General features: G+C 67.9%; 14 protein-coding genes. 4 read left to right on the top strand and 10 right to left on the bottom strand.

Translation table 11 applies throughout. From position 1 onward, the window contains the following. Positions 1-135 precede the first annotated feature (135 nt). The gene (locus M2351_RS16535) at positions 136-1,008 is read left to right on the top strand and encodes a LysR family transcriptional regulator (protein ID WP_264657212.1); all 873 of its coding nucleotides are present in this window, start codon (positions 136-138) and stop codon (positions 1,006-1,008) included. A 54-nt stretch (positions 1,009-1,062) separates the two neighbouring features. On the opposite strand, the gene M2351_RS16530 is transcribed toward M2351_RS16535, so the two are convergent. The 5 genes from M2351_RS16530 to pflB form a co-directional block, all read right to left on the bottom strand. Continuing rightward, on the bottom strand, positions 1,063-1,335 hold the full coding sequence (locus M2351_RS16530) for a hypothetical protein (protein WP_264657211.1): 273 nt from the start codon (positions 1,333-1,335) through the stop codon (positions 1,063-1,065). 105 nt (positions 1,336-1,440) lie between these two features. Then, on the bottom strand, positions 1,441-2,688 hold the full coding sequence (locus tag M2351_RS16525; RefSeq protein ID WP_264657210.1) for an acetate/propionate family kinase: 1,248 nt from the start codon (positions 2,686-2,688) through the stop codon (positions 1,441-1,443). A gap of 10 nt (positions 2,689-2,698) precedes the next feature. After that, positions 2,699-4,144, bottom strand: a complete 1,446-nt coding sequence (locus M2351_RS16520; protein ID WP_264657209.1) for a bifunctional enoyl-CoA hydratase/phosphate acetyltransferase — start codon at positions 4,142-4,144, stop codon at positions 2,699-2,701. A gap of 269 nt (positions 4,145-4,413) precedes the next feature. Continuing rightward, a complete protein-coding gene (gene eno, locus M2351_RS16515) occupies positions 4,414-5,697 on the bottom strand; it encodes a phosphopyruvate hydratase (protein ID WP_264657208.1) in 1,284 nt (427 codons plus the stop codon). Positions 5,698-5,811: 114 nt separating this feature from the next. Further along, complete coding sequence (pflB, locus tag M2351_RS16510) at positions 5,812-8,094, bottom strand: formate C-acetyltransferase (RefSeq protein ID WP_319801893.1); 2,283 nt, start codon at positions 8,092-8,094, stop codon at positions 5,812-5,814. Positions 8,095-8,432: 338 nt separating this feature from the next. Here pflB and M2351_RS16505 point away from each other — a divergent pair, with 338 nt between their 5' ends. Continuing rightward, positions 8,433-9,269 (top strand): MurR/RpiR family transcriptional regulator, encoded by an 837-nt coding sequence (locus M2351_RS16505; RefSeq protein ID WP_264657207.1) that lies wholly within the window; start codon positions 8,433-8,435, stop codon positions 9,267-9,269. 96 nt (positions 9,270-9,365) lie between these two features. Here M2351_RS16505 and M2351_RS16500 read toward each other — a convergent pair whose 3' ends face one another. The 4 genes from M2351_RS16500 to M2351_RS16485 form a co-directional block, all read right to left on the bottom strand. After that, a complete protein-coding gene (locus M2351_RS16500; protein ID WP_264657206.1) occupies positions 9,366-10,274 on the bottom strand; it encodes a formate/nitrite transporter family protein in 909 nt (302 codons plus the stop codon). 16 nt (positions 10,275-10,290) lie between these two features. After that, a complete protein-coding gene (pflA, locus tag M2351_RS16495) occupies positions 10,291-11,070 on the bottom strand; it encodes a pyruvate formate-lyase-activating protein (RefSeq protein WP_264657205.1) in 780 nt (259 codons plus the stop codon). 65 nt (positions 11,071-11,135) lie between these two features. Beyond that, positions 11,136-12,674: a pyruvate kinase gene (gene pyk / locus M2351_RS16490; protein WP_264657204.1), complete on the bottom strand. Its 1,539-nt coding sequence runs from the start codon at positions 12,672-12,674 to the stop codon at positions 11,136-11,138. A 74-nt stretch (positions 12,675-12,748) separates the two neighbouring features. Further along, positions 12,749-13,822, bottom strand: coding sequence for an aldose epimerase family protein (locus M2351_RS16485; RefSeq protein ID WP_264657203.1), 1,074 nt, complete (start codon positions 13,820-13,822; stop codon positions 12,749-12,751). Between the two features lie 431 nt (positions 13,823-14,253). Here M2351_RS16485 and adhE point away from each other — a divergent pair, with 431 nt between their 5' ends. Beyond that, on the top strand, positions 14,254-16,908 hold the full coding sequence (gene adhE, locus M2351_RS16480; protein ID WP_264657202.1) for a bifunctional acetaldehyde-CoA/alcohol dehydrogenase: 2,655 nt from the start codon (positions 14,254-14,256) through the stop codon (positions 16,906-16,908). A gap of 265 nt (positions 16,909-17,173) precedes the next feature. Further along, positions 17,174-18,460, top strand: a complete 1,287-nt coding sequence (locus M2351_RS16475) for an MFS transporter (RefSeq protein WP_264657201.1) — start codon at positions 17,174-17,176, stop codon at positions 18,458-18,460. A 93-nt stretch (positions 18,461-18,553) separates the two neighbouring features. Here the strand turns inward: M2351_RS16475 and M2351_RS16470 are convergent, their stop codons facing one another. After that, positions 18,554-18,934, bottom strand: a complete 381-nt coding sequence (locus tag M2351_RS16470; protein ID WP_264657200.1) for an RcnB family protein — start codon at positions 18,932-18,934, stop codon at positions 18,554-18,556. Positions 18,935-19,062 lie beyond the last annotated feature (128 nt).

Genomic DNA, 19,062 nt, shown 5'->3' with positions numbered 1-19,062 from the left:
CTTGCGGGGAACCGGTCAAAACCCTGAAGGGGGCCGGAGCCTCGCGGTCCAATCTCGTGGACACAAACCTAATCCGCTTTCATGAAATGATTTAGTGAGCCAATATGAAGTGCCTGTCATTCAATTCATGAAGCAATGGACCACACCACCCTCGCTGTCTTGGTCGAAGCCGCGCACGCCGGCAGCCTCGCCGCCGCAGCGCGCCGCCTGGGCATATCGCCCTTGATGGCGACGCGCCGGCTCGCCGCACTGGAGGCGGACGTCGGCGCGCGGCTGATGCAGCGGACAACGCGCTCGCTCGCCCTGACGCCGGAGGGGGAGGCGTTCCTGCCCTACGCGCAGGCGATGCTGGAGAACGAGGCCGCGGCGCGGGCCAGCGTCCGCCCGTCCAGCGCCGGCGCCTCCGGCCTGCTGCGGCTGACCGCCTCGGCGGCCTTCGGGCGCAAGGTGGTGACGCCGCTGGTGGGGGAATTCCTGCGCGCGAATCCGCAGGTGTCGGTGGACCTGCTGCTGACCGACACGCAGGTCGACATCGTGGGGCAGGGGATCGACTTGGCGATCCGCATCGCGCCGCTGAAAGACAGCGGCCTGATCGCACGCCGCGTGGCGCCCAACCCCCGCGCGCTCTACGCGACGCCGTTCTACCTGGAGGCACATGGGACGCCCGGTGTCATCGCCGACCTCGGCGGACACCAGTGCCTGACCCTGACCGGGACGACGCACTGGTCCTTTCAGGCGGGCGGGCGCACCCAGCGCGTCCGGGTGCAGGGGCGCTTCACAGCCAACTCCATCGAGGGCTTGCGCGAGATCTGCCTGTCCAGCGCCGGCATCGCCATCCTCTCCGGCTGGGACGTGCGGGAGGAGGTCGCCGCCGGGCGCCTCGTTCCCATCGACCTCGCCGATGGCGAATTGGAACCGCTGGCGATCTGGGCGGTCCACCCGTCCTCCCGCTTCGTGCCGCCGAAGGTCCGGCTGTTCGTTGACGCGCTGGAACGGGCGTTGCGGTGATGGTCTCCAACCCCTCTCCCTGCTCCGCAGGGAGAGGGAGGCGGGCGAGGGGGTTTAGGTCATCGGCGGGTTGCGCCACTTCAGGACGCGCTGGTTGACGGCGACGACCGCCGCCATGGCGATGGCGAGGCCGGCCATCAGCTCCAGGACGGAATCGACCGTCCCATGGTCGATCAGCCCGGCGACGACGATCGCCGCGAAGCTGACCACACCGACGCTCAGCCAGCGCACGCCGCGCCGCTCGGTCTCAAGGCGGGGCAGGGCGTGGAGCCCCATCATGAAGGACGCCAGTCCGATCAGGTACAGGATGGAAAAGAACACTTCCATTGCGTGTTGTCCTCCGTCGTCCGCGTTCGGCCGCTGTGGCCGTGCGGAGACTGCGTGGAGCCGGGGACGTCGGGAGCGACCCCGGCTCCACACTGCGCCCGTCGCCTATTCGGCGGCGACGGGAAGCGGTGCCGCGGCGGCGGCCCCGGTGGCGTTTGCCAGCAGGTCGAGCGTGTGGCTGGCGATCATGCGCTCCTCGTCGGTCGGGATGACGAAGACGGGAACGCGGCTTTCCGCGGCGGAGATGCGCGTTGCCTTGGCCCGGTTGGCCGCTCCGTCCAGCTTCACGCCGAGCCAGGCCAGCTTCTCCGCCACCCGCGCCCGCACCGGGGCGGAGTTCTCGCCCACGCCTGCGGTGAAGACCACCGCGTCCAGCCCGCCCATGGCGGTGGCGAGCGCCGTCGCCTGCTTGGCGACCTGGAAGCAGAACAGCTCCACCGCCTCCGCCGCCTGCGGGCTTTCGGAATCGAGCAGCGCGCGCATGTCGTTCGACACGCCGGAGACGCCGAGCAGGCCGGACTTGTGGTACAGCAGCTTTTCCAGTGCGTCCGCCCCCATGCCCTTCTCGCGCATCAGGTAGATCAGCACGCCGGGGTCGATGTTGCCCGGCCGCGTGCCCATCGGCAGACCGTCCAGCGCGGTGAAGCCCATGGTCGTATCCATGCTCTTGCCGGCGCGCATCGCGCACAGGCTCGACCCGCTGCCAAGGTGGCAGACGACCACGCGGGCGTCGGCCAGCTCCGGCGCGATCTGCGGCAGGCGCTGGGCGATGTACTCGTAGGACAGGCCGTGGAAGCCGTAGCGGCGCACGCCCTCCTCGGTCAGTTCGCGGGGGATGGCGAAGGTCTGCGCCTGCCAGGGCCGCGTCTGGTGGAAGGCGGTGTCGAAGCAGGCGACCTGCGGCAGCTCCGGATAGACCTCGGCCAGCGCCGCCATGGCGGCGATGTTATGCGGCTGGTGCAGCGGGGCCAGCGGGATCAGGCCTTCCAACTCGGCCAGCACCTGCGGCGTGATGCGCACCGGCGTGGCGAAGCGGGTGCCGCCGTGCACGACGCGGTGGCCGGCGGCGACGAGGCGCGTGTCCTTCAGCTCGTGCCGCATCCAGCTGAGCAGGAAGCCGAGCAGGCCGGCGCGGTCGCCGGGAGCCACCTCGTCCATGGCGCCGTCGGCCAGGACGCGGCGCTGCGCGTCCTTCGCCTCGAACTTCGGCTCAGTGCCGATGCCGGAGATCTGGCCGGACAGCACCGCTTCCAGCTCCGCCTTGCCGGCGCCGCAGAAGACCGAGAATTTCAGGCTGGAGGAGCCTGCGTTGATGATGAGATAGGCGTCGCGCAGGGATTTGGGTTGAGACATGATTGCATACTCACTCTGCGGCGAGAGCGGCGACGGCCGGGCGGCGGCGCGACGCCGCGACCAGCGAGGCGACAGCGCAGCTGGCAAGCCGCGTGCGGACGTTGTCGGCGCGGCTGGTCAGGATGACCGGCACGCGGGCGCCCAGCACGATGCCGGCGGCGTCGGCGTTGGCGAGGAAGGACAGCTGCTTGGCCAGCATGTTGCCGGCCTCCAGGTCCGGGACCAGCAGGATGTCGGCCTGGCCGGAGACGGGGGAATTGATGCCCTTGATCCGCGCGGCCTCGGCGCTGATGGCGTTGTCAAAGGCCAGCGGGCCGTCGAGGATGCCCCCCTTGATCTGGCCGCGGTCGGCCATCTTGCAGAGTGCGGCCGCTTCCAACGTCGTGGCGATCTTCGGGTTCAGCGTTTCCACCGCCGACAGGATGGCAACGCGCGGAGTCTCCACACCCAGGACCTTCGCCAGATCGATCGCGTTCTGGACGATGTGGGCCTTGTCCTCCAGCGTCGGGTAGATGTTGATCGCCGCGTCGGTGATCAGCAGGGCGCGCGGGTAGGTCGGGACGTTCATCACGAAGACGTGGCTGATCCGGCGCGCGGTGCGCAGGCCGGTCTCCTTGCGGACGACCTCGGCCATCAGCTCGTCGGTGTGCAGGCTGCCCTTCATCACCGCCTCGGCCTCGCCATTGCGGGCGAGCGCCACGGCGGCAGCGGCGGCGGCGTGGCTGTGCTCCACGTCGACCAGACGGTAGCGGGCGATGTCCAGGCCGTGGTTGGCGGCCAGCGCGCGGATCTTGGCGGCCGGGCCGACCAGGATCGGGTCGATCAGCCCGGCTTCGGCCGCTTCGACGGCGCCGCGCAGGGAGCTTTCGTCGCAGGGGTGGGCCACGGCGGTCGGGACCGGCGGCAGCTCGTCGCACTTGTGCAGCAGCGCGTCGTGCTTGTCGTGGCGGATCATCTGGATCCGCGGCAGCTCCTGGGCGGCGCGGCGTACCTTCTTGGTCGGGGCGACCACCTCGGCGGTGCCGGTGACGACGACCTCGCCGTCCTGGTTGGTGCACAGGCAGTCGAAGACGACGATGTTCTTGTCGGCGCGCTTCTCGCGGACGGTCACCGTGGCGGTGACGACGTCGCCCAGGCCGACCGGGCGCTTGAAGCGCAGGTCCTGGCCGGCGTAGATCGTCCCGGCGCCCGGCAACTGCGTGCCCAGCACGCCGGAGATCAGCGCGCCCGACCACATGCCGTGGCCGATGACCTTCGGGAAGCGGCAGTCGGCGGCAAACTTCGCGTCGAAGTGGACCGGGTCGATGTTGCCCGACACGGTGGCGAACAGTTCGACGTCCATGACGGTCAGCGTGCGCGCGAGGCTCGCGGTCTGGCCGATCTGGATCTCGTCGAAGGTGACGTTCTCGATCGGGGCCGCCTGGCCGTTGCCGTCGAGTTCACCATTGGCATTCATTGTTCCAAACTCCGGTCGAAATGACGAAGGCTTGCTGCCCGTTTCAGCCGATTCCTCCCGGTGCGCGCCTTGATTTCCAGGGTCCGGCAGGTTGGCCGGACGAGGTGGGGAAGGCGCGTCGCGCGGTGTCTTTGATGCGCCCGGATGTGCGGGTTCGACCGGGCGTCGCAGCAGAATGTTTACTAATATATCAGTCGTTTTGACAGCGACATCGGCCGTCTCCGGCGGCTCTGGACACTATGTCGCAGGCCGCCGGAGGTGCCGCCGCCTTAGCCGCGGGCCTTGAGGATGCCGCGGCCGGCGAAGCGGGATGCGGTGCCCAGCATCTCCTCGATGCGGATCAGCTGGTTGTACTTGGCCAGACGGTCCGAACGGCTCAGCGAGCCGGTCTTGATCTGGCCGCAGTTGGTGGCGACGGCGAGGTCGGCGATGGTGCTGTCCTCGGTCTCGCCGGAGCGGTGCGACAGAACGGCGGTGTAGCCGGCCTTGTGCGCCATGTCCACGGCCTCCAGCGTCTCCGACAGCGTGCCGATCTGGTTGACCTTGACCAGGATCGAGTTGCCGACGCCCTTCTTGATGCCCTCGGCCAGGCGCGCCGGGTTGGTCACGAACAGGTCGTCGCCGACCAGCTGCACCTTGTTGCCGATGGCGTCGGTCAGGGCCTTCCAGCCCTCCCAGTCGTCCTCGGCCATGCCGTCCTCGATCGAGATGATCGGGTAGCGGCCGACCAGGTCCGCCCAGTAGGCGACCATCTGCTCGGGCGCCAGCGACTTGCCCTCGCCGGCCAGCTCGTACTTGCCGTTCTTGAAGAACTCGGTCGAGGCGGCGTCGAGCGCCAGCATGACGTCGTCGCCGGGCTTGTAGCCGGCGGCCTCGACGGCCTTCATGACGAAGCCGAGCGCCTCGTCGGTGGAGGCGAGGTTGGGGGCGAAGCCGCCCTCGTCGCCGACGTTGGTGTTGTGGCCGGCGTCCTTGAGCTTCTTCTTGAGCGCCTGGAAGATCTCCGAGCCCATGCGGACGGCCTCGGCGCCGGAGGTGGCGCCGACCGGCATGATCATGAACTCCTGGATGTCGATCGGGTTGTCGGCGTGGGCGCCGCCGTTGATGATGTTCATCATCGGCACCGGCAGCAGCGTGGCAAACGCGCCGCCGACGTAGCGGAACAGCGGCAGCGCGGCCTCTTCCGCCGCAGCCTTGGCGACGGCCAGCGACACGCCGAGGATGGCGTTGGCGCCCAGCCGGCCCTTGTTCGGCGTGCCGTCCAGCGCAATCATCGCCAGATCGATTGCGCGCTGGGCACCGGCGTCCGCGCCGGTGAGTGCCTCGGCGATCTCGCCGTTGACGGCCTGGACGGCCTTCAGCACGCCCTTGCCGCCGTAACGGGACTTGTCGCCGTCGCGCAGCTCGACCGCCTCGTGCGCGCCGGTCGAGGCGCCCGAGGGAACCGCGGCGCGGCCGAAGGCGCCGGATTCCAGCAGGACGTCGACCTCCACGGTCGGGTTGCCGCGGCTGTCGAGGATCTCGCGGGCGTGGATGTTGGTGATGGCGCTCATGGCGTCTGTCGTCCGGCGCGAATGCTCGCCGGTTCCCTATGGAGATGAGTGGATGAGGAGAAGCGCTGGGTCCGCGGCGCCCGCCAACGTGACGGGGCGGGCGCCGCCGAACACTCAGTTCGCCTTGTGGAAGGTGCGGCTGATGACGTCGAGCTGCTGCTCGCGGGTCAGCTTGATGAAGTTGACGGCGTAGCCGGACACGCGGATGGTCAGCTGCGGGTACAGCTCCGGATGGTCCATGGCGTGCAGCAGCGTCTCGCGGTCGAACACGTTGACGTTGATGTGGTGCCCGCCCTGCCCGAAGTAGCCGTCGAGCAGACCAACCAGGTTGTCCACCCGCTCGCCCTCCGTGCGGCCGAGCGCGCCGGGCACGATGGTGAAGGTGTAGCTGATGCCGTCCTGCGCGTGCGCATAGGGCAGCTTCGCCACCGACGCCATGGAGGCCATGGCGCCCTTCTTGTCCCGCCCGTGCATCGGGTTGGCGCCGGGCGCGAACGGCTCGCCCGCCTTGCGCCCGTCCGGCGTGTTGCCGGTCTTCTTGCCGTACACCACGTTGCTGGTGATCGTCAGCACCGACTGCGTCGGCGTGGCGTCGCGGTAGGCCTTCTGCTTGCGCAGCATACCCATGAACGCCTCCACCGCCCAGCGCGCGATGGCGTCCACCCGCTCGTCGTTGTTGCCGAAGGCCGGGTACTCGCCCTCGATCACGAAGTCGGTCGCCAGCCCGCGCTCGTCACGGACGACCTTCACCGTGGCGTGCTTGATCGCCGACAGGCTGTCCGCGACCACGCTCAGCCCGGCGATGCCGCAGGCCATGGTGCGCAGGATGTCGCGGTCGTGCAGGGCCATCTCCAGCCGCTCGTACATGTACTTGTCGTGCATGTAGTGGATGGCGTTCAGCGCGTTCATGTAGACGCGGGCCAGCCACTCCATCATCGGCTGGAAGCGGGCCATCACCTCGTCGTAGTCGAGCACCTCGCCGGTGATCGGCGCGGTGGCCGGGCCGACCTGCTCGCCCGACAGCTCGTCGCGGCCGCCGTTGATGGCGTAGAGCAGGGTCTTGGCGAGGTTGGCGCGGGCGCCGAAGAACTGCATCTGCTTGCCGATGCGCATGGCCGACACACAGCAGGCGATGCCGTAGTCGTCGCCCCAGTACGGGCGCATCAGGTCGTCGCTCTCGTACTGGACGGAGCAGGTCTTGATCGAGGTCTCCGCGCAGAAGGCCTTGAAGCCCTCCGGCAGCTTCTCCGACCACAGGACGGTCAGGTTGGGCTCCGGCGCCGGGCCGAGGTTGTTCAGCGTGTTGAGGATGCGGAAGCTGTTCTTGGTGACCAGGGTGCGGCCGTCCAGAGCCATGCCGCCGACGCACTCCGTCACCCAGGTCGGGTCGCCGGAGAAGAGCTGGTCGTATTCCGGCGTGCGCAGGAAGCGCACGAGGCGAAGCTTCATCACGAACTGGTCGATCAACTCCTGCGCCTCGGCTTCGGTGAGGCTGCCGTCGCGCAGGTCGCGCTCGATGTAGACGTCGAGGAAGCTGGACACGCGGCCGAGCGACATGGCGGCGCCGTTGGCCTCTTTCACCGCCGCCAGATAGGCGAGGTAGGTCCACTGCACCGCCTCGCGGGCGTTCGCCGCCGGGCGGCTGACGTCGAAGCCGTAGGACTTGGCCATCGCGACCAATCCCTTCAGCGCCTTGACCTGCTCGGAGATTTCCTCGCGCAGCCGCAGGGCGTTCTCGTCCAGCCGGTCAAGCTCCAGGCTCTTGAACTGGGCCTTCTTGTCGGCGATCAGGAAGGTCGCGCCGTAGAGCGCGACGCGGCGGTAGTCGCCGATGATGCGGCCGCGGCCGTAGGCGTCCGGAAGGCCGGTGATGACGCCGGACTTGCGGCACTTCAGCGCCTCTTCCGAATAGACGTCGAAGACGCCGTCGTTGTGCGTCTTGCGCAGGTTCGGGAAGACCTCCTCAAGCGCCGGCGGCACCGGGAAATCGTAGGCCTCCAGGCTGTTCTTGACCATGCGCCAGCCGCCGAAGGGCATGACGGCGCGCTTCAGGGGCTTATCCGTCTGAAGGCCGACGACGACCTCCAGATCCTTGTCGATGTAGCCCGGCGCGTGGGCGGTGATGGAGGAGAACACCTCGCTGGACACGTCCAGCACGCCACCCTTGGCCGCGCGCTCCGCCTTCAGCAATTCGGTGACCTTGGCCCACAGGGCCTTGGTCCGCTCCGTCGCGTCGGTCAGGAAGGCGCGGTCGCCCTCATAGGGCTGAACGTTGCGGATGATGAAGTCGCGGACGTTGACCTCTTGCTGCCAGACGCCGGGCGCGAAGCGCCGCCAGGGGCGGGCCGCTTGCTGCTCCGAGGTCTCGACGAGTCCGTCCATCAGCAGGGTGTCCATGATGTATCCTCACGAAAGGGCGTCGGTGCGGCCTTGGCCGCGTGTCTCTTCGACGGTTCACTGGTCGACCCTGGAACGGGGACCATAGCAAGCGGGCTTGGGAACCGTCGGGGTCAAGCTCGTTTTGTAGTTTTGCTACATAGACCCGTATGGGTCGCTGCGCAAGAATAAAACCAAGTACACTCAGTCGTTTATCGGCATTTCGCTGTGGCGTGATGTCGCAGTTATTGATGATTCATTGGCGCGATGGCGATAGCCGATAGCCCGCGGATATTAACCCATGTAGTTTTGCTATCTGTGCTAGGGTGCCGCGCATCCGGAATGCGGGAGAGGAAACGATGCTGGCGAGAATCATGGCGGTGCGCGACCAGCTCCGTCCGTCGGAGCGGAAGCTGGCCGACTGCGTCCTGGCCCAGCCGGGGGAGGTGATCTCCCTGTCCATGGCCGAGATGGCGCAGCGCTCCGGCGTCAGCGAACCGACCATCGCGCGCTTCTGCACCGCGCTGGGGTGCAGCGGCTTCCGCGAATTCAAGATCAAGCTGGCCCAGGACATCGCCGCCGGCATGCCCTTCATCCACCAGGAGGTCAGCGCCGACGACGCGGTGGCCGGGGTGGCCGGCAAGGTGTTCGACCGGACGATCGCCACGCTGATGCAGGCCCGGAACAACCTGTCGGCGGAGGCGGTGGAGCGCGCGGCCGACTTGCTGGCGAAGGCGCGGCGGATCGAATTCTACGGCTCCGGCAACTCCGGCACAGTGGCCGAGGACATCCAGCGCCGCTTCTTCCGGCTGGGCACGCCCACGGTCGCCTACACCGACCCGCACGTCTATTTCGTCTCGGCCCTGTCGCTGGCACCCGGCGACGTGGTCGTCGCCGTGTCCAGTTCCGGGCGCACCCGCGACATGCTCGACAGCGTGCAGAACGCCTTGTCCGCCGGGGCGGAGGTGGTCGCGCTGACACGCGCCGGCTCGCCGCTGGCGCAGATCGCGACGGTGAGCCTGCTGTCGGACGTCTCGGAAGACTTCGACATCACCTCGCCCCTGACGTCGCGCATCAGCCATCTGGTCCTCGGCGACATACTGTCCATTGCCGTGGCGCTGCGCAAAGGCGACACCTTGCAGGAGCGTCTGGAACGCCACAAGCAGGCCCTGAGCCGCCACCCGGTCGAGATTTAGATACTAATATACTACGCGGGCGGACGGGACCTCCGGCTGTGGCGCGGCTGCGCGCCACAGTGTCGCAGAACCCGCGGTTGTCCGTGTGGCCGCTTGTCAGTGCGGCGTCCGGCGGCTCGGACGGCGGTAGATGAACCAGTAGACGCCGCCGACCAACAATGCGCCACCGACCCAGTTGCCCAGCGTCACCGCGGCGAGGTTGACGAGGAAGTGCCCGACCGGGATGACCGGCGCGCTCCGCCCCAGGTCGGCCCAGAAGGAGGCCGGGGCGCCGTGCTCGATCAGCAGGCCGAGCGGAACGAAATACATGTTGGCGACGCAGTGCTCGAACCCTGCCGCGACGAAGGCGGCGACGGGCAGCGTCACGGCCAGGATCTTGTCGGTGACGCTGCGCGCGCCGAGCGCCAGCCACACCGCCAGGCAGACCAGCACGTTGCAGAGGATGGCGAGGAAGAAGGCCTGGTCGGTCGGCAGGCCGCTCTTGGCCGTCGCGAAATAGAGCGCGGAGGCGCCGACCGCCCCATGGCCGAAGGTGTATTGCCCGGACAGGAACACCAGGACCGCCGTGCCGGCCGCGCCGACGAAGTTGCCCAGCCACACGGTGGTCCAGACCTTCAGCATCGTCCTGGTCTTCAGCCGGCCGCTGGCCCAAGCCATGACCATCAGCGCGTCGCCGGTGAACAGCTGCGCGCCGCCGACCAGCACCAGGACCAAGCCAAGCGAGAAGACCAGCCCGCCCAGCAGCCGGGTGACGCCGTAGGGCATCATGCCCTCCGCCCCCGACATGGCAACGGTGGCGAACAGGCCGCCCAGCGCGATGAAGGCGCCGGCCAGGATCGCCAGCGCGAAGAGAGTCGCGGTGTCGTAGCTCGCCTTCTTCACGCCCAGGTTTTCCGCCGCCACGGCGATGGCGTCGGGGAGCAGGGCGTCCAACGACGGCTGCGGAGTCACCGGGGTCGACGGGAGCCCCGGCATGCCCTGTGTGTCCATGCCATGCGTGTCCATGATCATGATCCTCGTGTCACGCCACCGGGAGCCCTTGCACCCGGAAGCATTCGCGCACCCGCCAGGTCAGGTCGGTCGACGGGGGCTCCGTATTGGAAAGCTTGTAGGGCAGGCCCAACTCGCGCCACTTGTACTCGCCCATCTTGTGGAAGGGCAGGACGTCCACACGCTCCACCACGCCCAGGCCGGCGGCGAACTCGGCCAAGCCCTTGATCTCGTCCAGGTCGTCGGTCAGGCCCGGAACCAGCACGTAGCGCAGCCAAGTCGGCTTTTTCAGCACCGACAGGCGATCCGCGAACTCCAGCGTCGAGCGCAGCGGCACGCCGGTCACCGTGCGGTAGGTCGATTCCTTGAAGGCCTTGATGTCCAGCAGGACAAGGTCGATGTCGGCCAGCAGATGGTCGTCGGCGTGTGCGCCCAGGAACCCGGACGTGTCCAGCGCCGTGTGCAGGCCCATCTGTTTGGCCCCGCGGAAGATCGCCGCGCAGAATTCCGGCTGCACCAGCGGCTCCCCGCCGCTGATCGTCAGCCCGCCGTGGGCGCGCTTCAGGAAATCCGCGTAGGTCGCGATCTCCGCCAGCACGTCGGTGGACTGCGACGGCGCGCCGTCGTGCATGTGGTGGGTGTCGGGGTTGTGGCAGTACTGACAGCGCAGCGGGCATCCGGCCAGGAACAGGATGTAGCGCAGGCCGGGGCCGTCCACGGAACCGCCGGTTTCCACCGAATGGACCCAGCCGCGCACGGACGGTCCCATCCCGGCGGGCGCCGGCTGGTTCATGAACAACGGGCTGAGCATGGGGCACCTCTGGATAACGCGCCGATGCGCGCGGATCTGCCGCATCGGCGCGGTGCCATCCTAGGTCAGTCCTCGGCGCCGGCCATGACCGGTGTCAATTCATTCGAGGACTGAAGGTCTGACGGGACGTCCTGCGCGTTGCGCGCCGTGGAACCCGCCGGCCGGCTGGGCCGCTCGACCCAGGCTATGCGCAGGATGTTGGTGGAACCCGGCATGCCGAAGGGCACGCCCGCGGTGATGACCAGCCGCTGCCCGTCCTCGGCAAGGCCGTGCAGGTACGCGATGCGCGTGGCCTTGTGCACCATGTCGGAGAAGTTCTGCACGTCCTCGGTCAGCACGCTGTGCACGCCGTAGGCCAGCACCAGCCGGCGCGACGCCGCGGCGCTGGCGGTCAGGCAGAGAATCGGCACCTCCGGCCGCTCGCGCGCCGCGCGCAGCGTGGTGGAGCCGCTGGTCGTGTAGGTGACGATCGCCGCGGCGTGGATGGTGTGGGCGACCTGCCGGGCCGCCGCGGTGATGGCGTCGGCCGCCGTCTCCTGCGGGTCGGCGTGCGAGGCGTCCATCATGGTGCGGTAGAGCGGGTCGGTCTCCACGCGCCGCGCGATGCGGTCCATGATCGACACAGCCTCGATCGGATAGCTGCCCGACGCCGTCTCCGCCGACAGCATCACCGCGTCGGCGCCGTCGAAGATGGCGGTGGCCACGTCCGACGCCTCCGCGCGGGTTGGGGCCGGGGCGCTGATCATCGATTCCAGCATCTGCGTGGCCACGATCACCGGCTTGCCGGCGAGGCGCGCCTGATGGACGATGCGCTTCTGCAAGCTCGGCACGTCCTCCGGCGGCATTTCGACACCCAGGTCGCCGCGGGCGACCATGACACCGTCCGACAGTTCGACGATGCGCTCCAGGTGCTGGATGGCCTGTGGCTTTTCCAGCTTGGACAGCAGGGCGGCGCGGCCGTCGATCAGCTTGCGCGCCTCGGCCACGTCCTCCGGCCGCTGCACGAAGGAGAGTGCCACCCAGTCCACGCCCTGGTCGAGCGCGAAGACGAGGTCGGCGCGATCCTTGGCGGTCAGCGGTGACAGCGGCAGCACCACGTCGGGAACGTTGACGCCCTTGCGGTCGGACAGGCGGGTGCCGGCGACCACGATGGTGTCGGCGTGCTCCGCGCTGCAATCGACGACGCGCAGGCGGACCTTGCCGTCATCAAGCAGCAGGTCGGTCTCCGGCTGGAGGGCGGCGAAGATCTCCGGGTGCGGCATGCCGACCCGCGTGGTGTCGCCAGGTAACGAAGACAGGTCCAGGCGGAAGCGCTGTCCGACGGTCAGCGTCACCGGGCCGTTGGCGAAGGTGCCCAGCCGCAGCTTCGGCCCCTGGAGGTCGGCCATGACGGCGATGGGGCGCTGCATCTCCTGCTCCAGCGCGCGGATGGCGCGCAGGCGCTCGCCATGGTCGGCGTGCGTGCCGTGGCTGAAGTTCAGGCGGAAGACGTCCACGCCGGCCTCAAACAGGGACCGGATCATGGCGGGGGTGGAGGAGGACGGGCCCAGCGTGGCGACGATCTTCGTCTGCCGGAAACGCCGGATCGGGGTTCCTGTGGTCATTTCGGAACTGGCTCCGCAAGAGGATTGGTCTGGGTCGCGGTCGAGGTGCGGGCGGCGGTGTCTGTTGCGGCGCGTCACGAGACGCCGAAGGCGTAGACGATCCGGCCCGCGTACCATTGGCCGGGTTTCAGCACCGTGGAGGGGAAACTCGGCACGTTGACGGAGTTGGGGAAATGCGACGGTTCCAGGCAGAAGGCGCTGTGCTTGGTGTAGAGCGTGTTGCCCTTGCCCACGTCGCGCGGCGTTTTGCCTTCCAGGAAATTGCCGGTGTAGAGCTGGATGCCCGGTTCGGTCGAGCGAACCTCCAGCGTCCGGCCGCTGGCCGGGTGCAGGACGCGGGCGTGGACGGCCAACGCGCCGGCTGGCTTTTCCACCACATAATGCAGGTCGTAGCCCTTGCCCTGCGCCAGCATCGGATCCTTAGCATTGATCCGGGTGCCGAGCGCGGTGGGGGAGCGGAAGTCGTACGGCGTGCCGGTCACGTCCACCATTGCTCCGGTCGGCGCCCCGGTCGCGTCGAGCGCCAGATAGCGGCTGCCGTTGACCGTGGCGACATGGTCGAGGATGGAGGCGCCGGCGTCGCCCGACAGGTTGAAGAAGGTGTGGTCGGTGAAGTTGGCCACGGTCGTCTTGTCCACCGCCACGGCGGTCCAGGCGATCGTCAGCGCGTTGTCCTCGTCCACCGAATAGACGAGGCGGACGGGCAGGGTGCCGGGGAAGCCTTCCTCACCATCCTGGAACACGTAGGTCAGTTCCAGGCTGGAATCGTCCAACTGGCGTGCGTCGAACACGCGGAAGCGGGAGCCGCGCGTGCCGCCGTGCAGTGTGTTGGGCGGGTTGTTGACGCTGGTGCGCTGCTCCACGCCGTCCAGCAGGAAGCGCCCCTGCGCGATGCGCCCGCAGTAGCGGCCGATGAAGGAGCCCATGGAGGCTTGGCCGTTCATCACCTGCTCGATGGTCTCGTAACCCTGGACCACGTCGCCGAGCGTGCCGTTGCGGTCGGGGACCAGCAGCTGCTCGATCTTGGCGCCATAGTTGGTGACGCGCACCACCATGCCGCTTCGGTTGCGCAGCGTGAACAGGTCAACCGGCCTGCCATCGACGGTCGTGCGGAAATTCTCGCGCCGGAGTTCGACGTGGTGCGACATGGTCCGGGTATCCTTGCCCAACGGTTCGTGCGCTATTGCTATACTAATATATCAATGTGCATGGCAAAGGGGATTTGGTGTGGAACGGCCCATAGAGATCCTTTGTCGCAGGGGGAGCAGCGTCGACAAAGTCCCCTCTCCCCTCCGCAGAGAGGGTTAAGCAACCGTGTGACCGAAAACGGGCAGCGTGCGAATCGTTGACCTGGGTCATGTTGCCGCACCGGGGGTGGGCACCATAGTCGCCCCATCGAACGGTTGCCGAGCCTGATCCGAAAGGCTGCGACCATCCCCGCGCGATCGCCGGACGTGAGGACCGGCGCGGCATCCCGGGCACCAGACCCCCGACAGACCGCCCCATGGGCGCGGTGGCTGGACCGGAACGCTCGTCCGCGCGCCACCCGTTGAGGCGCCCTCCGAAGGCGAAACCCTGCATGACCGTCACCACGCTCGCCGAACTCAACGACCTGATCGCCACCGTCCGGGACGCGCAACGCGTCTACGCCGACTTCCCGCAGGACAAGGTCGACCGCATCTTCCGCAGCGCCGCACTCGCCGCCGCCAACGCCCGCATCCCGCTCGCCAAGCTGGCGGTGGAGGAGACGCGCATGGGCGTGATGGAGGACAAGGTCGTCAAGAACCACTTCGCGTCCGAATACATCTACAACAAGTACAAGGACGAGAAGACCTGCGGCATCCTCGACGAGGATCCGGAATACGGCATCATGACGATCGCGGAGCCGGTCGGCCTGATCTGCGCCATCGTGCCCACCACCAACCCGACCTCCACGGCCATCTTCAAGGCGCTGATCAGCCTGAAGACGCGCAACGGCATCGTCTTCTCGCCGCACCCCCGCGCCCGCAAGGCGACCTGCGAGGCAGCCCGGCTGGTGCTGCAGGCGGCGGTGGAGGCCGGCGCGCCGGAGGGCATCATCGGCTGGATCGACGAGCCGTCGCTGGAGTTGTCCAACGCGGTGATGCACCACCCCGACATCAACCTGATCCTCGCCACCGGCGGGCCGGGCATGGTGCGGGCGGCCTATTCGTCGGGCAAGCCGGCGATCGGCGTCGGCGCCGGCAACACCCCGGCGGTGATCGACGAGTTCGCCGACATCAAGCGCGCTGTCGCCTCCATCCTGATGTCCAAGACCTTCGACAACGGCGTCGTTTGCGCGTCGGAACAGTCGGCCATCGTCGTGGATTCGGTCTATGACGCGGTGCGCGACCGCTTCGCCAAGCACGGCGGCCACCTCCTGTCTGCGGAAGAAGCCGTGGCGGTGCGCAAGGTGCTGCTGACGGACGGCAACCTCAACGCCGCCATCGTCGGGCAGTCAGCGCACGCCATCGCGGAAATGGCCGGCATCACGGTGCCGTCCTCCACCAAGGTGCTGATCGCCGAAGTCTCCGACGTGTCGGAGGAGGAGGCCTTCGCGCATGAGAAGCTGTCGCCGACGCTGGCGCTGTATCGTGCGAAGGACTTTCGCGAGGCCTGCGACACGGCGGCGGCGCTGGTGGCGCTGGGCGGCATCGGCCACACCTCCGTCCTCTACACCGACCAGGACCAGCAGCCGGAGCGCATCCGCGTCTTCGGCGACCGCATGAAGACGGCGCGCATCCTGATCAACACGCCGTCCTCGCAGGGCGGTATCGGCGACCTCTACAACTTCCGCCTCGCGCCGTCGCTGACGCTCGGCTGCGGGTCGTGGGGCGGCAACTCGATCTCGGAGAACGTCGGGCCGCAGCACCTGCTGAACCGCAAGACCGTCGCCAAGCGGGCGGAGAACATGCTCTGGCACAAGCTGCCGAAGTCCATCTACTTCCGCCGCGGCTGTCTGCCCTTCGCGCTGGAGGAACTGCGCGGCAAGAAGCGCTGCCTGATCGTCACCGACCGCTTCCTGTTCGAGAAGGGCTACGTCAACGAGACGGCGCGCATCCTGAAGGGCTTGGGCCTGGAGGTGGAGACCTTCTTCGAGGTCAACGCCGACCCGACGCTGGCGGTGGTGCGCAAGGGGCTGTCGCTGGCCAACGCCTTCCAGCCCGACGTGATCCTGGCGCTGGGCGGCGGCTCGCCCATGGACGCGGCCAAGATCATGTGGGTGATGTACGAGGCGCCGGACGTCGCCTTCGAGGATCTGGCCCTGCGCTTCATGGACATCCGCAAGCGCATCTACACCTTCCCCAAGCTGGGCGTGAAGGCGCAGTTCGTCGCCGTCCCGACCACGTCGGGCACGGGATCGGAGGTGACGCCCTTCGCCGTCGTGACCGACGAGCGGACCGGCATCAAATACCCGATCGCCGACTATGAACTGACGCCGACCATGGCGATCATCGACGCCAACCTCGTCATGGACATGCCGAAGTCGCTGACCGCGGCCGGCGGCATCGACGCGGTGACCCACGCGCTGGAGGCCTACGTCTCCGTCCTGGCGAACGAATACACGGAAGGGCAGGCGCTCCAGGCGCTGAAGCTGCTGAAGGAGCATCTGCCCTCGGCCTACGCCAACGGCGCCAAGGATCCTAAGGCGCGGGAGCAGGTGCACAACGCCGCCAGCCTCGCCGGCATCGCCTTCGCCAACGCCTTCCTCGGCGTGTGCCATTCCATCGCGCACAAGCTGGGGGCGGAGTTCCACTTGGCGCACGGCCTCGCCAACGCGCTGATGATCGCGAACGTCATCCGCTACAACGCGGCCGACATCCCGACCAAGCAGACCGCTTTCAGCCAGTACGACCGGCCCAAGGGGGTGGCGCGCTACGCCGAGATCGCCCGGCACCTCGGCCTTGGCGGCAGCCGCGACCATGAGCGGGTGGAAAAGCTGATCGCCTGGGTGGAAGATCTCAAGCGCACACTGGACATCCCGCCGTCGATCCAGGCGGCCGGCGTGCCGGAGGCGGACTTCCTCGCCAAGCTGGACGGCATCGCGGAGGCCGCCTTCGACGACCAGTGCACCGGCGCCAACCCGCGCTTCCCGCTGGTCAGCGAGATCCGGCAGCTGCTGCTGGACAGCTATTACGGCCGTGCCTACGCGGAAGCGGCCCAGGACCAGCCGCAGGCCGACCGCAAGGCGGTGTCCCTGGTCCATTCCCGCTAATCACTCCTGTTGGCCGTTGCGACCGAAAGCTGCGCGTCCCGAGCGGCGCGCAGCCCGCTGGTAAGACCAGTCCTGCGGCAAAGTGTCCAGACGGCCTCCGAACCCGAGTTCGTCCTTGCTGTCGTCACTGATATATTAATATAACGCTCTCACGGGTTCGCAGCGCTATGACGGGCGCAAGGACACCAACGCAATACGCCGAAGCCCATAGTGGGCCATCGGCGAGTACCCAGGCGCTGTCGAAGGGCAGCCAAGTGAGGAAAACATGAAGAAGATCCGTGGCTTGAGGTGGCAAATCCTCGCCCTGGTCATGCTCGGCACGATCGTCAACTACATCGACCGCAACACGCTGGGCATCCTCGCTCCGACTTTGAAGGAACAACTGCACTTCACGACCGAGGAGTATTCCTTCGTCGTCAGCGCCTTCCAGCTCTGCTACAGCCTGATGCAGCCGGTCGCCGGCTACATCACCGACCTGATCGGCCTGAAGCTCGGCTACTTCATGTTCGCCTTCCTGTGGGGCACCGCCGCGGCGCTGCACGCCTTTGCCGGCGGCTGGCAGTCGATGGCCTTCTTCCGCGGCCTGCTGGGCGTCTCTGAGGCCGCCGCCATGCCCTCGGGCGTGAAGACGTCCACCCTGTGGTTCCCGGCCAAGGAACGCTCCATCGCCACGGGCTGGTTCAACACCGGCAGCTCGGTCGGCGCCATGGTCGCCCCGCCGCTGGTCATCTGGCTGTCCGTCTCCTACGGCTGGCAGGTCGCGTTCGTCGTCACCGGCCTGCTCGGCGTCGGCATGTCGCTCCTGTGGGTGTCGCTGTACCGCAACCCGGAGAACCATCCCCGCCTGACGAAGGAAGAGCACGCCTACATCCTGGACGGCCAGCAGCAGACCCAGCTCGCCAAGCCGTCGGTGAAGAAGGTTCTGGGCAAGCGCAAGTTCTGGGCGATCGCCGCCGCCCGCTTCCTGACGGAGCCGGCCTGGCAGACCTTCAGCTTCTGGATCCCGCTGTACATGGTCAGCACCCGGGGCATGGACATCAAGCAGTTCGCCCTGTTCGCCTGGCTGCCCTTCCTGTTCGGTGACCTCGGCTGCATCCTGTCCGGCTACCTGTCGCCCTTCTTCGCCAAGCGCTTCAAGATGACGCTGGTCAACTCCCGCATCGCCGGCGTCGGCATCGGTGCGGTGTGCATGATCGGCCCGGCCCTCATCGGCCTGTCCAGCAGCCCGATCACCGCGATCTTCCTGTTCTCCATGGGTGCCTTCGCCCACCAGATGCTGTCGAGCCTGCTCTACGCCCTGGTCACCGACACGTTCGAGAAGCAGGAGGTCGCCACGGCGACCGGCTTCGGCGGCATGGCCGGCTACCTCGGCGGCATGATCTTCTCGCTGATCATCGGCCAGCTCGCCAACACCATCGGGTACGAGCCGCTGTTCGCCTGCCTCTCCGTCTTCGACCTCACCGCCTTCGCGATCATCGCCCTGATGCTGGGCCAGCGGGGCAAGGACGCGGCGGCCCCCACCCTCCCGGCCAACGCGGCCAGCGCCGACTGACGCGCCGCCCAAGCCACAAACCGCACAAACGAAAGCGCCCCCCCGGGTTCCACACCCGGGGGGCGCACTGTTTTCAGTCAGCCGTTCTGGCGATCAGCGGAAGATGCCGGGCGCCACCTCCACGACCAAGCCGGTCGTTGCAACGACCAGGATCGCGTCCGACCCGACGCGGACCCAACGGTGGCCGCGCGGCGCGGGGTGCAGGTGGTGGGTTGCCGGCCGGGTGATCACGACCCGCTCCGTGTAGACACGGCGGTCCAGACGTTCGCCCGGATGCCAGCGATGCTCCACCCGGCGTTCCTCGATCCGCCGTTCGACATGGCGCGGCTCGGGTCCGCGCGGGCCGCCATGTTCGCGCTCATACCGGTCGGGCTCGCGATGGTCGGGGCCCCATCCCTGTGCCATGGCCGGCGATCCGGCCACGCTGGTCAGGGCGACGGCGGCGACGATGGCGGAGAGCAGGGTGCGCTTCATGGAAAGCTTCCTCGTGTGGGATCGGGCTCTGGTCCCGATGCCCAAAGGATGCGCCGCAAACGTTGCAGGCCCATGTCCGCGATCACCCTATTTGGTAACAGAGTGTAACGACCCTTGAGCCGACAAGG

Source organism: Azospirillum canadense (assembly GCF_025961225.1).
Lineage (GTDB): Bacteria > Pseudomonadota > Alphaproteobacteria > Azospirillales > Azospirillaceae > Azospirillum > Azospirillum canadense.
Note: the sequence above shows the minus strand (reverse complement) of the source record. Positions and strands in the feature narration are given on the sequence as shown.